This window comes from Pyxidicoccus sp. M6 (assembly GCF_055568925.1).
This window is the reverse complement of the sequence record NZ_CM145714.1, coordinates 11,372,754-11,387,545: the sequence shown is the minus strand read 5'-3', so window position 1 is coordinate 11,387,545 and position 14,792 is coordinate 11,372,754. Positions and strand designations below refer to the sequence as shown.

Annotated in this window: 15 protein-coding genes; 11 read left to right on the top strand and 4 right to left on the bottom strand. The window is 69.3% G+C overall.

What is annotated here, in order from left to right:
• Positions 1-27: 27 nt before the first annotated feature.
• Positions 28-495, bottom strand: coding sequence for a hypothetical protein (locus ACVTJA_RS44740; protein WP_465829970.1), 468 nt, complete (start codon positions 493-495; stop codon positions 28-30).
• Positions 496-833: 338 nt separating this feature from the next.
• On the opposite strand from ACVTJA_RS44740, the gene ACVTJA_RS44735 reads away from it, so the two are divergent.
• From ACVTJA_RS44735 to ACVTJA_RS44710, 6 genes are read left to right on the top strand one after another with little or no spacing between them, the layout of a single operon-like run.
• Complete coding sequence (locus ACVTJA_RS44735) at positions 834-1,475, top strand: methylthioribulose 1-phosphate dehydratase (protein ID WP_465829968.1); 642 nt, start codon at positions 834-836, stop codon at positions 1,473-1,475.
• On the top strand, positions 1,472-2,017 hold the full coding sequence (locus ACVTJA_RS44730; protein WP_465829966.1) for a 1,2-dihydroxy-3-keto-5-methylthiopentene dioxygenase: 546 nt from the start codon (positions 1,472-1,474) through the stop codon (positions 2,015-2,017). The genes ACVTJA_RS44735 and ACVTJA_RS44730 overlap by 4 nt, the downstream gene beginning before the upstream one ends.
• Positions 2,014-2,709: an acireductone synthase gene (gene mtnC / locus ACVTJA_RS44725; protein ID WP_465829964.1), complete on the top strand. Its 696-nt coding sequence runs from the start codon at positions 2,014-2,016 to the stop codon at positions 2,707-2,709. Before ACVTJA_RS44730 ends, mtnC begins: the two co-directional genes overlap by 4 nt.
• A 24-nt stretch (positions 2,710-2,733) precedes the next feature.
• Positions 2,734-3,621 (top strand): S-methyl-5'-thioadenosine phosphorylase, encoded by an 888-nt coding sequence (locus ACVTJA_RS44720; RefSeq protein ID WP_465829962.1) that lies wholly within the window; start codon positions 2,734-2,736, stop codon positions 3,619-3,621.
• Complete coding sequence (mtnA, locus tag ACVTJA_RS44715) at positions 3,618-4,724, top strand: S-methyl-5-thioribose-1-phosphate isomerase (RefSeq protein ID WP_465829960.1); 1,107 nt, start codon at positions 3,618-3,620, stop codon at positions 4,722-4,724. Before ACVTJA_RS44720 ends, mtnA begins: the two co-directional genes overlap by 4 nt.
• 2 nt (positions 4,725-4,726) lie before the next feature.
• Positions 4,727-5,365, top strand: a complete 639-nt coding sequence (locus tag ACVTJA_RS44710; protein WP_465829958.1) for a class II aldolase/adducin family protein — start codon at positions 4,727-4,729, stop codon at positions 5,363-5,365.
• Here the strand turns inward: ACVTJA_RS44710 and ACVTJA_RS44705 are convergent.
• Positions 5,362-6,285, bottom strand: a complete 924-nt coding sequence (locus tag ACVTJA_RS44705) for a LysR family transcriptional regulator (protein ID WP_465829956.1) — start codon at positions 6,283-6,285, stop codon at positions 5,362-5,364. The genes ACVTJA_RS44710 and ACVTJA_RS44705 overlap by 4 nt on opposite strands.
• A 142-nt stretch (positions 6,286-6,427) precedes the next feature.
• On the opposite strand from ACVTJA_RS44705, the gene ACVTJA_RS44700 reads away from it, so the two are divergent.
• Positions 6,428-7,444: an MBL fold metallo-hydrolase gene (locus ACVTJA_RS44700; RefSeq protein ID WP_465829954.1), complete on the top strand. Its 1,017-nt coding sequence runs from the start codon at positions 6,428-6,430 to the stop codon at positions 7,442-7,444.
• Positions 7,445-7,517: 73 nt separating this feature from the next.
• Here the strand turns inward: ACVTJA_RS44700 and ACVTJA_RS44695 are convergent, their stop codons facing one another.
• Both ACVTJA_RS44695 and ACVTJA_RS44690 read right to left on the bottom strand, forming a co-directional pair.
• Positions 7,518-8,705: a metallophosphoesterase gene (locus ACVTJA_RS44695; protein ID WP_465829952.1), complete on the bottom strand. Its 1,188-nt coding sequence runs from the start codon at positions 8,703-8,705 to the stop codon at positions 7,518-7,520.
• A gap of 183 nt (positions 8,706-8,888) precedes the next feature.
• Positions 8,889-9,422 (bottom strand): FHA domain-containing protein, encoded by a 534-nt coding sequence (locus ACVTJA_RS44690; RefSeq protein WP_465829950.1) that lies wholly within the window; start codon positions 9,420-9,422, stop codon positions 8,889-8,891.
• Between the two features lie 69 nt (positions 9,423-9,491).
• Between ACVTJA_RS44690 and ACVTJA_RS44685 the strand changes: the two genes are divergently transcribed.
• The 4 genes from ACVTJA_RS44685 to ACVTJA_RS44670 all read left to right on the top strand — a co-directional run bounded on the left by ACVTJA_RS44685 (position 9,492) and on the right by ACVTJA_RS44670 (position 14,547).
• Positions 9,492-10,466 (top strand): alpha/beta hydrolase, encoded by a 975-nt coding sequence (locus tag ACVTJA_RS44685; protein ID WP_465829948.1) that lies wholly within the window; start codon positions 9,492-9,494, stop codon positions 10,464-10,466.
• A gap of 348 nt (positions 10,467-10,814) precedes the next feature.
• Positions 10,815-12,929: a hypothetical protein gene (locus tag ACVTJA_RS44680; protein WP_465829946.1), complete on the top strand. Its 2,115-nt coding sequence runs from the start codon at positions 10,815-10,817 to the stop codon at positions 12,927-12,929.
• 94 nt (positions 12,930-13,023) lie between these two features.
• Positions 13,024-13,902 (top strand): bestrophin family protein, encoded by an 879-nt coding sequence (locus tag ACVTJA_RS44675; RefSeq protein ID WP_465829944.1) that lies wholly within the window; start codon positions 13,024-13,026, stop codon positions 13,900-13,902.
• 69 nt (positions 13,903-13,971) lie between these two features.
• Complete coding sequence (locus ACVTJA_RS44670; RefSeq protein ID WP_465829942.1) at positions 13,972-14,547, top strand: GNAT family N-acetyltransferase; 576 nt, start codon at positions 13,972-13,974, stop codon at positions 14,545-14,547.
• The last annotated feature ends 245 nt before the right edge of the window (positions 14,548-14,792 follow it).

Here is a 14,792-nt window from a genome sequence, read left to right as displayed (position 1 = left end):
CTGCGTACTTCAGGGGCCTCCTGAAGCTCAATCCACCAGCGCGCAGATGTCGGTCAGGTGCCCTTCACCTGAAAGGGTCTGGACGATGCTCCCATCCGGAGCGGAGACATAGGTGAACCGCCCGATGGCCAGGACGAAGCCCACCCCAGGGTCGAAGAGGACGCTGCGGCCGGTGGACACCGTCATCACGTTCCCATTCGACAGGGCGGTCTGGTGGAAGGTGCCGGTGGCGACGAAGGTCACCTCGTGGGTGGGGTTGTCGGCGTTCCGCACGGTGACGCGGAAGTTGGGCCAGGTGACGATGAAGCGTCCGCCCGAGAGCTGGAGGGTCTTCGACTGGCCCTCCTGGATGACCGTCACGGGGAAGTCGCAGAGGCCCGTCAGGTTCTCGAACGTGTCGTCGACGTCCGAGGGCGGCTCCGCGAGTGCCGTGGGCGCAAAGGCACACATCGCCAGCACGACAGTGAAAGCAGCAGCCGCGAATACTCTCCGCATGGACTACCTCGAGGTCGGGGGTTGGACGCGCTGCCAGGGTATGCGCGGCCCGAGGTGGAAGACTCTGGCGCGGCGGTGCGCATCACTGTCTTGCGGCGTGCGGGCTGGACGACCGGGGGACGGGGTCAGTCATGAGACCCGTACACCCGTGCGCCACACGGTTCGTGCGCCCGGGTGACATCCTGATGCAGATGGAACGCGAAGCTGAAGGCGTCCCAGTCGGGAAAGCTCCAGACCAGGGGACCGAGTGGGCTGATGATAACGCAGGGCGTCGCTTGCGCGCGGAGGGGCCCGGCCCATACGCTCACGGGCCTCGGTTTCCCCCCAAGAGAGTTCGGATGAGTGTCCCGGCAGCCGCCCCCACGTCTCCCTCCACCGCGCTCGCGGACGCCGCTCGTGAAATCGTCGAGGTGGGCCGCTTCCTCAGCGTCCGCGACTTCGTGCCGGCCACCAGCGGCAACTTCTCGCGCCGGCTCGACGCGCGCACCGCCGCCGTCACGCGCTCGGGCGTGGACAAGGGCGAGCTGACGGAGTCCGACGTCTGGGCGCTCGACATCCACGCGCCGCCGCCGCCCGGCTCCTCCGCGGAGACGCACCTGCACCTGCACCTCTACCGAGACCGGCCGCACGTCCAGGCCGTGCTGCACACGCACTCCATGGTCTCCGCGCTGCTGTCCAACCTGCGCAAGGCCGAGGGCGAATTGCGGCTGAGCGACTACGAGTTGCTCAAGGCCCTGGGCGACAACAAGACGCACGAGACGACGGTCTCCATCCCCATCTTCCCCAATGACCAGGACGTGCCCCGGCTCGCCGCGCGCGCGTCGGAGCTCCTGGCGCAGCGCCCCGAGTGCGTGGCCTACCTCATCGCCGGCCACGGCCTCTACACCTGGGGCCGCTCCATGGCCGAGGCCCGCCGCCACACGGTGGCCCTGGAACACCTGCTGACGTACGAGCTCGAAACGATGAAGGTGCGACGATGAGCCAGCTGACCATCTACCCCGACGCCCACCCCGAAGCCCCCGTGGGCACGTACACCGAAGCCGACGCCATCCGCCGCGAGCTGAACGCCATCGGCGTGCGCTTCGAGCGCGTGGACGCCTCCATCTCCCTGGCGGACGGCGCCGGCCAGGACGAGGTGCTCGCCGCGTACAAGCACGTGGTGGACGCGGAGAAGGCGAAGCACGGCTACAACACCGTGGACGTGGCGCGCATCAAGCCGGACAACCCCAACGCCGCGCAGGCCCGCCAGAAGTTCCTCTCCGAGCACACGCACACGGAGGACGAGTCCCGCGTCATGGTGGAGGGCAGCGGCTGCTTCTACCTGCGCACGCAGGGCCGCGTGTACCAGATTGTCTGCACGCGCGGAGACCTCATCAGCGTCCCCGAGGGCATGCGCCACTGGTTCGACATGGGCCCCCGCCCCGAGTTCGCCGCCATCCGCTTCTTCATCCGTCCGGACGGCTGGGTGGGGAACTTCACGGGTGACGCCATCGCCGACCGCTTCCCCCGTTACGAGACATGAGCGGCGTCCGCGCAATCCTCACCGACATCGAGGGCACCACCAGCTCCATCTCCTTCGTGAAGGACGTGCTGTTCCCCTTCGCGAAGAAGAACCTGGAGGCCTTCGTCACCGCCCACGCCCACGAGCCCCGGGTGCGCGAGTGTCTCGACGGCGCTCGCGAGCTCGCCGGCAACCCGGGCCTGTCCGACGCGGACACCGTGGCGCTCTTGCGCCAGTGGATTGACGAGGACCGGAAGGCCACGCCGCTCAAGTCGCTCCAGGGGCTCATCTGGGAGCAGGCCTACACGAGCGGCGAGGTCCAGGGCCACGTCTACCCCGACGCGGTGGACGGCCTGCGCGCGTGGCATGCGCGCGGCTTCCGTCTGTATGTCTATTCGTCGGGCTCCATCGCCGCGCAGAAGCTCATCTTCGGCCACACGGCCTGGGGTGATTTGACGCCGCTGTTCTCCGGCTACTTCGACACCACCACCGGCCCGAAGGTGGAGAGCCCCTCGTACACGAAGATTGTGCAGGCCATCGGCCTGGCGCCCGAGCAGGTGCTCTTCCTGTCGGACAGCGTGGCGGAGTTGAACGCCGCCCGCTCGGCGGGACTGCGCACGGCCTGCCTGGACCGAGGGGAAGCCGTCATCCCCGCCGGGCATGGCCACCCCACGTTTCACGGTTTCGCCACGCTGGACCCGTCCGCCCTCTAACCCCCCGAGTCGGGAGTCCCCACCATGTCGTCCACCTCCACCAAGCCCGTCATCGGCATCCTCGGCGGCAGCGGCCTGTACCAGATTGACGGCCTGAAGGACGTCACCTGGAAGAAGGTGTCGTCGCCCTTCGGCGAGCCCTCGGACGAGCTGTGCTTCGGCACGCTCGACGGGGTGCAGGTCGTCTTCCTCCCGCGCCACGGCCGCGGCCACCGCGTGTCGCCCAGCGAAATCAACTACCGGGCGAACATCGACGCGCTCAAGCGCAGCGGCGTCACGGACCTGCTCTCGCTGTCCGCGGTGGGCAGCCTCCGCGAGGATTTGCCCCCCGGCACCTTCGTGGTGACGGACCAGTTCATCGACCGCACCTTCGCGCGCGAGAAGAGCTTCTTCACCACCGGCATGGTGGCCCACGTGTCCATGGCGAAGCCGGTGTGCGGGCGCCTCGGTGACGCGCTGGTGGCCGCGTGCGAGGGCCTGGGCGTCAACGTGAAGCGCGGCGGCACGTACCTCGTGATGGAGGGGCCGCAGTTCTCCTCGCTCGCGGAGAGCCGCCTGTACCGGAGCTGGGGCTGCGACGTCATCGGCATGACGAACATGCCGGAGGCCAAGCTCGCCCGTGAGGCGGAGATTTGCTACGCGACGGTGGCCATGGTCACCGACTTCGACTGCTGGCACCCGGACCATGACGCCGTCACCGTGGACCAGGTGATTGCCCACCTGCTGGGCAACGCCGGCAAGGCGCGCGGGCTGGTGAAGAACGTGGTGCCGCTGCTCGGCGCGCATACCGGCCCGTGCAGCAAGGGCTGCCAGAACGCGCTGGACCACGCGCTCATCACCGCGCCTGAGGCGAGAGACCCGGCGCTGCTGGAGAAGCTGTCCGCCGTGGCCGGCCGGGTGCTGCGCAAATGAAGGTCCACGGCAAGCCGATGCGCTCCATCTGGCTCGAGCCCGACGGCGCCGCCGCCGGGGTCATCGACCAGACGCGCCTGCCGCACGCCTTCGTCACCGTGCGGCTGTCCACGCTCGACGAGGCTGCGCACGCCATCCGCAGCATGCTGGTGCGCGGCGCTCCGCTCATCGGCGCCACCGCGGCCTACGGCGTGTGGCTGGCGATGCGCGTGGATGCCTCTGACGCGGCGCTGGAGAAGGCGCTCACGGTGCTGCGCGGCACGCGGCCCACCGCCGTCAACCTGCACTGGGCGCTGGATGAGATGCGCCGCGCCCTGGCGCCGCTGCCTCCGGGCCAGCGCGTGGCCGCGGCGCTGCGCCGCGCGGGCGAAATCTGCGACGAGGACGTGGCCATCAACCGCGCCATCGGCGAGCACGCGCTGAAGCTCTTCGAGGCGGCGTGGGAGAAGAAGGGACGCAAGGGACGGCTCAACGTCCTCACGCACTGCAACGCGGGCTGGCTGGCCACGGTGGACTGGGGCACGGCGCTGGCGCCCATGTACCTCGCGCACGACGCGGGCCTGCCGGTGCACGTCTGGGTGGACGAGACGCGCCCGCGCAACCAGGGCGCGGTGCTGACGGCGTGGGAGTTGGGACAGCACGGCGTCCCGCACACCGTCATCGCCGACAACGTGGGTGGTCACCTCATGCAGCACGGCGAGGTGGACCTGTGCATCGTCGGCACGGACCGCACCACCGCGCACGGGGACGTGGCGAACAAGATTGGCACGTACCTCAAGGCGCTGGCCGCGAAGGACAACGGCGTGCCCTTCTACGTGGCGCTGCCTTCGCCCACCATCGACTGGACGCTGAAGGACGGGGTGAAGGAAATCCCCATCGAGCAGCGCGAGGGCACGGAGCTCAGCGACGTCACCGGGCGCCTGCGCTCGGGGGAAATCGCCACGGTGCGAATCACGCCCGAGGGCAGCCCCGCGGCCAACTACGCCTTCGACGTGACGCCGGCGCGGCTGGTGACGGCGCTCGTCACGGAGCGCGGCGTGTGTCCTGCCACCGAGGAGGGCCTGCTCTCGCTCTTCCCCGAGCGGCGCGGGAAGGCGGCCTGAGCATGGAACCCCGGGCGTTGCGCGAGGCGATGATTGCCACCGCCCGGCGGATGAACACGGCGGGGCTCAACCAGGGCACCTCCGGCAACCTGAGCGTGCGGGTGGAGGGGGGCTTCCTGCTCACCCCCACCGGCATGGAGTACGACGCGCTGGTGCCGGAGGACATCGTCCTCATGCGCTTCGACGGGAGCCACGAGGGACGGCGCCGTCCGTCCTCGGAGTGGCAGCTCCACCGGGACATCCTGGAGGCGCGCCCGGAGGCCGGGGCCATCCTGCACGCGCACTCCATGTTCTGCACCACGCTGGCGTGCCTGCGCCGGGGCATCCCGGCGTTCCACTACATGATTTCGGCGGCGGGCGGCTCGGACGTGCGCTGCGCGCCCTATGCCACCTTCGGCACGGCGGAGCTGGCGCGCAGTGCGCTGGACGCGCTGGAGGGGCGCAAGGCGTGCCTGCTGGCCAACCACGGCATGCTCGCGCTGGGGAAGGATTTGCCGGCCGCCTTCAAGCTGGCGGTGGAGGTGGAGACGCTCGCGGCCATGTACTGGCGCGCGCTCCAGGTGGGTGAGCCCGTCATCCTCGACGACGCGGAGATGGAGCGCGTCATCGAGAAGTTCAAGACGTACGGGCAGCAGCCCTAACCCTCGTGGCGCCACAGGTTCGGACGACTCGCGAACAGCTCCGTCGTCCAGTCGATGAAGGCCCGCAGCCCGGCGCCCAGTTGTCGCGCGGGTGGGTAGACCAGGAACAGGGGCCGGGATTCGGGCCGCCATCCGTTCAGCACCTGCACCAGCTCCCCGGATGCCACATACGGCTCCAATACGAAGCGCGGGGCGAACATGACGCCCAGTCCCGCGAGCCCGGCGGCCAGGTAGGCGTTGGTTTCGTTGAGCGTGAGCAGGCTGCGGCCCTGGACCTCCAGCCGCTCGGCATCGCGGACGAAGACGAAGGGAAGTTCCTTGCCGCTCGGCGAAGAGAAGTAGCTGACCACCGCGTGTGACGCGCCCGCCAGTTCCAGCGGGTGGAGTGGCGTGCCGTGACGCTCCAGGTATTGAGGCGACGCGCATAACCAATAGCAGAGGTCGCCCAGGTGTCGTGCCACCAGGGACTCGTCCTTCACGGCGCCTCCGCGAATGGCGCAGTCGACGTTGTCCGAGAGGAGGTCCACGACGCGGTCGCTCACCCCCAGCTCGATGTGCATCTGGGGGTAGCGCGCGTAGAAGGACGGCAGCGCGGGGATGAGCAGCAGCCGGGAGATGGTCCCACTCGACTCCACCCGCAGGCGCCCCCTGGGGCCGCGACGCGTCTGGGACAGCGTGGCTTCGAGGTCCCGCACCTCGCCCAACAGGCGCAAGGCCTGCTGGTAGTAGGTCATGCCCTCTGGCGTGACTGTCACGCGGCGAGTGGTGCGGTGCAGCAGCTTCACGCGCAGCTGCGCCTCCAGTTGTTGGATGAGTCGGGTCACCGCCGTCTTCGGGCGGCCCAGCGCGTCGGCGGCCTTGGTGAAGGTGCCGCTTTCCACCACGCGGACGAACGCTTCCATCGCCGTGAACCTGTCCATCTTCCACCTCCAGCACGGCATACCGCGTTCGGCCGGGAAGCCCCATGGGCCCGTCGCGCCCCCCGGATTGTTTCAGCGGTGAAACGGAATGTGTGAAGAGCGCCCGTTTATCCCAGGGGATGCGGGGCGTATCTCCTCACCCATGAAAAATCCCCTGCCCCGCGGTGCCTTCCACGCTGTCTCTCGTGCCCTGACCCTGCTGCTGCTGGCCGGCGCTCCACTGCTTCCGTCCACCGTGCATGCGGCGGCGCCCCAGGTGCGAACCCAGGCCCCTGGCTTCTATCGGATGATGCTCGGCGACTTCGAAGTCACGACGCTGTCCGATGGCACCGTCCCACAGACGGTGAGCGAGGTGGCGACACGCACGACGCCGGAGCGGGTCAAGGAGCTGCTCTCGCGCGACCATCTCGAGGATCCGGTCGAGGTGTCCATCAACGCGTTCCTCATCAACACCGGCACGGCGCTGGTGCTCGTGGACACAGGCGTTGGGGGCTTCTTCGGCCCCGGTGTGGGCGGCCAGCTCCAGCAGAGTCTCCGGGCCGCGGGCTACCAGCCGGAGCAGATCGACGTGGTGCTGCTCACGCACATCCATTCCGACCACTCCGGTGGGCTCATGTCCAACGTCGCCCGGGCGTTCCCCAACGCCATCCTTCAGGTGCACGCGCGCGAGGCGAGCTTCTGGCTCGGTCGCGATGACCGGGCGAAGGGGCCGGTAGACCCGAAGTACTTCGAGGAGGCGCGAGCGATGGTGGAGCCGTACCGGGGCGCGGGCAAGCTGAAGACGTTCGGAGACGGGGAAGCCATCGTCCCGGGCATCCGGGCCATGCCGACCCCGGGACATACGCCCGGGCACAGCGCATACGTGGTCGAGAGCCGTGGGCAGCGGCTGGCCCTTTGGGGCGACCTCATGCACTTCGGCTCCGTGCAACTGCGCGAGCCCTCGGTGACGGTCGCCTACGACGTCGATGACCGTGCGGCCGCATCCCAGCGAGCGCGTGCGTTCACGGAGGCTGCGAGGCGCGGCGACCTGCTCGGCCTCGCGCACATGCCCTTTCCCGGCCTGGGCCGGCTTGGCGCGGAGGGGAAGGGCTACCGGTGGATACCGGTCAACTACAGCTCTGGGCAGCGGTGGCAGGGCGCGAAGAGCAGCGCGGAGTGATGCGCTCCAGCGCCACGAGCACAGCCCTTTCGTGGGCGACGGGGTGGAGGCGCTGCGCCAATGGCCTGGCGCCTCACGCCGAGCGCAGGGTGAGAATCGTCACCTCGGTGGGCACGCCAATGCGGAAGGGCATCCAGTGTCCGGTGCCGCCGGACACGTAGAGCTGGTGGTCGCCCTGCCGGTAGCGGCCGAGCATGTACTTGAAGGCGAACCAGAACGCCGGCACACCGAGGAAGGCCACCTGTCCGCCGTGCGTGTGCCCTGCCAGGGTGAGCCGCGCGCCGCGCTCGGCCGCGTGCGGGAAGAAGTCCGGGTGGTGCGAGAGGCACAGCAACACCTCCTCCGGCGAGGCGTCGCGGAAGGACTGCTCCGCGGACCGCTGCATCAGCTCCGTCTTCACGGCGTGGGTGCGGCTTCCCCGGGACATCGGGTAGTCCACGCCGACGACGCGCACGCGCTGGCCTTCGTGCTCGAAGCCGTGGGACGCGTCCACCAGCAGGCGCACCGGGCCGCCGCGCGCCTCCAGGTCGGCGTAGGCGCGGCGGACGGCATTCAGCCCGCGCCAGTGCTCGTGGTTGCCGAGCACCGCGAGCATGCCGTGGCGCGCCTTGCACTCGGAGAGCGCGGCCATGGTGCCGTCGAGCTGCTCCAGGTCGTCGATGAGGTCGCCCGTCATCACCTGGAGGTCCACCTGCGCGTCGTTCATCGCCTGCACCGCGCTGCGCAGGTACTCGGTGTCGATGAAGGTGCCCACGTGGACGTCGGTAATCTGGCCGATGCGGAAGCCGTCCATCGCCTTGGGGAGGCCGGGCAGTCGCACCTCCACCGGGCGCACCGTGAACCCCGACACTCCTGCGGCGAGCCCCGCCGAGCTCGTCGTCGCCGCCAGCACCGGCACCGCGCGGCCCACGTTCGTCAACAGGCTGCGGCGGCCCAGGTCCACCTTCGGGGCAGGAGCTTGTGCACGCTTCGCGGCCCGGCGCTCCACCCACGCGCGCACCAGCACGATGGGTGTGCCGAAGAGGACCACCATGACGGCGGTGAGGGACCAGCCCATGGCGAACACGCGGAAGAGGGCGTCGTCCAGGAGCATCCCGGACCGAAGGCCCGGCAGCGCCGCGAAGGCCAGGATGACGAGCGACAGCACCGCCCCGGCGACGAAGACGCCCAGCCGCCACTTCCGGAGCAGGCCGGGCCACAGCGAGCGCAGCACGGCCCATGCAGCTACGTTGACCCCGAGAATCAGCAGCAGCCGGACCATCTACGACGCTCCCTTGCGGTTGGAGGGAGGACTCATAGCCAGAGGCGGCGGACCGTGCCGTGAAGTTTCGCTAAGCGGGTGCGCGGGAGCCATGAATGGGCGGGAAGGGGGGATGAGCGGTCGGGCCCCTGCCCGGTCGCACCTCCCTCCTACTCGCGAGCCGGGCGGCACATTCCCCGGGAGTCAGCTCCGGCCGGGGCTGGCCATGCGCAGGTGTGCGTGCAGCGTCTCCGTGCGGAGGTAGAGGAACTGCGCGTCGCCGAAGGACAGCGCATCGCCGTCGTTGAGCATGCGCTCCTGCTCGGCGCTCAGGGCCTGGGCATTGACGAAGGTGCCGTTCAAGGAGCCCTCGTCCCGGATGGAGCAGTCATGGGCCTCCGAGTGCCAGCGCAGCGTCGCGTGGACCTTGGACACGGACGGGTCTGGCACCACCAGCGTGCAGCCATCGGTGCGGCCCACGGTGAAGGACTGCCCGTCCACCTCGGGGCGGAGGAAGTGGACCTCCAGGGCGTCGAAGCCGCGCAGCATGACGAAGAGCCGGTCCACCAGCCGGCTGCGGTGGGCCATGCCCACGGTGCGTGCCTCGCCCAGCCGCATCGCCACCTGTTGGAAGACGGGCTCGGGGGGCTGCTGCACGAGGACCACGGGGCCGGAGGCCTCGAGAAAGGCTTCCAGCGTAGCCAGGGCGAACGGGCGAAGTTGCTTCACGGACGGCATGGCGCGCGACGATACCCCGGGCTCGTGCGTCCTTGCCCATTCCGGTGGGGACGCCGTATGGAGTTCGTCATGTCGACGACTTCCGCGCCCCTGCCCACCTATGCATCCCATGAGCCGGGCTGGCGCCACGTTCAGGAGTTGCTGCCTCCCGCTCTCCGGCTCGGCGCGGCTGGAATGCCGATGCCGGAGGAGGAGTGGCGGGACGTGGGCTCGTTCCGCGTCCACCTGGACTGCTGGCGCAGGCCGGAGGCGCCGGCCTCGGTCGTGGTGGTGCATGGAGGTGGAGGCAACGGGCGGCTGCTCTCCCCCTTCGGGGCGATGCTCGCCGGGCTCGGGTACGAAGTCGTGGCGCCGGACCTGCCGGGTTATGGGCTGACGCGGGTGGAGCACAAACGCGCGCTCGTCTACGAGGACTGGCGGGACACGCTGGCCGCGGTGCTGGAGGCGGAGGCCGGCCGCTCGAAGCGCCCGCTCGTGGTGTTCGGCGCGAGCATGGGCGGGATGCTCGCGTATGACGTGACGGCGCGCACGCGCATCCCCGCAGGACTGGTGGCGACGTGCTTCCTGGCGCCTCGGGACGCGGAGGTGCGCCGCCACATGGTGCGCTGGCCGTGGATGGCGGGGCTCTCGGGGCCGATGCTGACGGGGCTGCCGTTCCTCTCGGACTCGCTGCCGGTGCCCATGCGCATGGCGGGCAACATGATGGCCATCGCCAATTCGGCGGAGCTGTCGCGTGCCATCGCGAAGGACCCGCTGGCGGGAGGCACGTGGATGCCGGGGCGCTTCCTGCGCACGTTCCTCGAGTCCGAGCCTCTCGTGTCGCCGGAGTCCTTCGACGTGTGCCCCGTCCTGATGGTGCACCCGGCCGAGGACCGGTGGACGCACGTCTCCGTGTCCCAGCCGTTCTTCGACAAGCTGCGCGTGCCGAAGCGGAAGGTGATGCTGGAGAACGCCGGTCACTTCCCGGTGGAGGAGCCCGGCGTGTCGCAGCTCCGCCAGGCCATGCATGACTTCCTGCGCGAGCGGGCCGAAGCCTCGCGGTGAAGCACTTCTTCCTGCGCGTGGGGGCCGAAGCCTCGTGGTGAGGCGCTTCTTCCTGCGCGTGGGGGCCATGCCCTCGCGGTGAGGCACCTTCGTGGTGCGGTGCGTCGAGTGAATCCGCGCCGCGTGAGTGCTTCCCACCGCGCTCTCGGTCTGTAACATCCGCGTGACGCGAGCGTCTCCGTCGTGGCAGCCCGAGGAGAGCATGGACCTCTCGGGGCCGGGCGGTGGTCGTCCGGGCGGAGCCTCGTGAGGCCCTGGAGGGCCGGGTGGTCGCAGTGAAGTCCTGTGTGTCCGGGGGCAGGCTTCAGGAGCGCCCACCGCCGTGCTGACAACAGGAACGAGCGACACATGAGGGAGCAGAGGCGGAGGTACGGCGCGCTGGCGCTGGTGACGATGCTGCTGGTGGTGTCCGCGTGCTCGGGCGATTCGGAGGACGAGCCCCGGCAGGACGCCGGCACCACGGTGCCGGACTCCGGGAGCTCCGACGCGGGGGACTCGGGCACGGCGGATGCGGGTGCCGACGCGGGCACGGCGGATGCGGGTGCCGATGCGGGCACGGCGGATGCGGGCGTCGACGCGGGCACGCAGCTTCCGCCGCTGGTGGTGCCGCAGGGCTGCAACCCGATTGCGGCGGAGCATGACTGCCTCCTGCCGTTCCCCTCGGACTACTTCCTCGCGGCGGACGCGACGCTGCCCTCGGGGCACCGCGTGAAGCTCACCGAGGCGGCGAAGCTGAAGATGACGGACGGTGGCTCGTTCGACTTCACGGACCTGCACCCGGCGGATGGCTGGTCGCATGGGACGCAGGTGCTCGCGCTCTTCCCGGGCGGCGTGGACACGGCCGGCCTGCCCACGCTGGGCAACCCGCTGTCGGTGACCACGGGGCGCACGGTGCTGCTCGACGCGGAGCGCGGCGCGGGAGTGCTCCACTTCGCTGAAGTGGACCCGCGCGCTTCGAGCGACGCCCGCCGCGCGCTGTTCATCCGGCCGCTGGTGCGGCTGCGCAATGGAGCGCGCTACATCGTCGCGCTGCGCGGGCTGAAGGCGAAGGACGGCACGCCGGTGCCCGTGCCCGAGGGCTTCCGCCGCATCCGGGACAGGCTGACGGTGGGTGACCCGCTGCTGGCGCCCATCGCCGCGCGCTACGAGGAGCAGGTCTTCCCGGCGCTCGCCGCCGCGGGCGTACCCCGAGCCGAGCTGCAGCTCGCCTGGGACTTCACCACCGAGTCGGAGGAGAACGTCACCCGCGACATGCTCGACGTGCGGCGCCTGACGCTGGCGGCGCTGGACGCCACGCCGCCCGCCGTCACGGTGACGGAGGTGAAGGACGACGTGGATGCGAATGTCGCCCGCCGCATCAATGGCACGATTCGCGTGCCTCTCTTCCTGGAGAGCACCCAGCTGGGAGCGCTGCTGGCGAGGGACTCGGCGGGCCGCGTGAGGCGCAACGGAGACGCGGAGGTGCCCTTCACGCTGCAGATTCCCAAGAGCGTCTGGGGGCAGGGCGTGGCGCCGGTGCGCTTCATCCAGTACGGGCACGGCTTCTTCGGCAGCCAGGCCGAGGCGGACGGCTCCTTTGTCCGGCCCTTCATCCAGGCGACGAAGTCCGTGGTGATGACGGTGGACTGGTGGGGCATGTCCAACGTGGACGCGCCGGGCGTGCTGCAGGCCATGGGGAGCAATCCCACGCAGACGCTGCGCTTCACGGACCGCGTGCACCAGGGCATGGCGAATCAAATCGCCGTCACGTACGCGGCGCGCAACACGCTCAAGACGGTGGCGGAGCTGCAGGACAAGGGCGTGCTCGTCTATGACCCGGACCAGACGTACTTCTACGGCATCAGCCAGGGGCACATCCTGGGCGGGACGTACATGGCCCTCTCGCCGCACGTGCAGCGGGCCGTGCTGAGCGTGGGCGGAGCGGACTTCTCGCTGATGATGTTCCGCGCGAGGCCCTTCGCCCAGTTCCTCAACGTCATTGCCCAGACGGTGCCGGACGCGCTGGACCAGCAGAAGTTCGCCGCGCTGACGCAGACGGGCTTCGACCGCATCGACCCGATTACGTACGGACCGCACGTGCTGAACGACAAATACGCGGGAGCGCCGGCCGAGCGCCGGGTGCTGGCGCAGTACGGGCTGGGCGATGCGCAGGTACCGAACGTGGCCACCGAGCTGCACGCGCGGGTGGTGGGACTGACGGAGCAGCTCCCCGCGACGTGGCGCGTGCCACAGTTGGCCGCACAGGACTCGACGATTTTCGGTTCGGGGCTGGTGCAGTTCGACTTCGGGTTGCCGGCGCCGCTGCCGGGAACGGTGGCGGACCTGCCGACGCAGGACAACGCCGTGCACGAGGGCGTGCGCCGGGACGACGAGGGCCTGGCGCAGGTGGACCGCTTCCTGCGGCCCGGTGGTCAGATTGAGAACACGTGCGCTGGTGGCGCCATCTGCCGGGGCGGCAACTGAGGTGAGGGCCGGAGCCGCGCGCCGGGAGGACACTGGCGCGCGGCTTCTCCCATGAGGCTGGCGGGTCCCTGGTATACGAGGGGCCTGGATAGCCATGATTGATTACAACCCGAAGGACTGGTTCACGTTCATCTTCCGGTTCCACCAGGCGGACACGTTCCGGAAGCTGCTGCCGATGATTGTCGCCATCTGCCTGTACTCGGCGCTGGTGGCGTGGCTGGAAGCCGAGGTGTTGAAGCTGCCGGACACCAGCCGGGTGAAGAACATCTCGGTGATGCACAGCCTCTTGGGGTTCGTGCTCTCCCTGCTGCTCGCCTTCCGCTCGAACAGCGCGTACGACCGGTGGTGGGAGGGGCGCAAGCTGTGGGGCTCGCTGGTCAACAACAGCCGGAACCTGGCCCTGCGGCTGAACGCGCTCCTGCCCGCGGAGGACGCGGAGAGCCGGCGGTTGTTCCGGGCGCTGATTCCCAACTACGCCTTCGCGCTGAAGAACCACCTCCAGGGGAAGTACCGCCCGGAGGAGCTCGTGGCGGGAGGGGGCTTCGAGCTCCAGCAGGTGGACCCGGGCAAGCACGTGCCGAACCAGCTCGCGTCCGTGATGATGCGGAAGGCCTACGCGCTGCAGAGGCAGGGCGTGCTGACGGGGGAGGAGTTGCTGTCTGTGAACGCGGAGCTCCAGTCGTTCACGGATGTCTGTGGAGCGTGTGAGCGCATCCTCAACACGCCGGTGCCGTTCTCGTACTCGGTGTTCCTGAAGAAGTTCATCTTCTTCTACGTGATGACGCTGCCGTTCGGCCTGGCGTTCAGCCTGGGCTACTACGTCATCATCGCGGTGGCCTTCACGTTCTACGTCCTCGCGTCGATGGAGCTCATCGCGGAGGAAGTCGAGAACCCCTTCGGCACGGACGCGAACGACCTGCCCACGGACCGCATCAGCGGGAACATCCGCAAGCACGTCGAGGAAATCCTCTGAGGGGTTGATGCTCCGGTGTCAGGAAGCCGGAGGTGGGTGGCGTCCGCGTCGCCGAGGAGGGTGACAACCATGGCGGTACCGGAGTTCGGCAGGGTAGAGAGCCCGAGGCTCGTGCTGAGGCGGCTGCGAGCGGAGGACCTGGACGCGCTGGTGGCCTACCGGAATGACCCCGAGGTGGCGCGGTACCAGAGCTGGAGCGACTACGACGCGGAGCGGGGACGCCACCTCATCGAGTCGATGCAGGGGCGCCAGCCCGGAGAGCCCGGCTGGTTCCAATTCGCGATTGCGCTGAAGGACACGGACGCGCTGGCGGGGGATTGCGCGCTGCGCACGGATGAGGACCCACGCCAGGGCGAGATTGGCTTCACGCTGTCCCGGAAGCACCAGGGGCAGGGATTGGGCACGGAGGCGGTGAGGGTGCTGCTGGGCTATGCGTTCGGCGCGTTGAACATGCACCGGGTCATCGCCGTGACGGATGCGAAGAACACCGCTGCGGCCAGGGTGCTGGAGCACGTGGGCATGCGCCGCGAAGGTCACTTCATCGAGAACATCTTCTTCAAGGGCGCCTGGGGTGACGAGTTCCTGTACGCGATGCTCGGCCGGGAGTGGGCGAGGCATTCTTCGGAAAGCACGTTCTCGAGGTAATGCTCACGTTCAATTGGTGCGTGCGTTGCATGGAGTGGGTTTCAACACCTCGAAACGGCTGAGACCATCTCGATAGTGAGACTCCATGCAACCAAACCGCAAGAGGCGCTCCGGAGCCAGACACTCATCCATTCCTCGGACGGCCAGCAATGGAAGTCAGCGTCGTGTTGACGGTTCGGGACCTGGATGGGACGTTGCGCCTGCTCGTGCGGATGCCCATCACGGTGCACCCGGGGCCGGTAGAG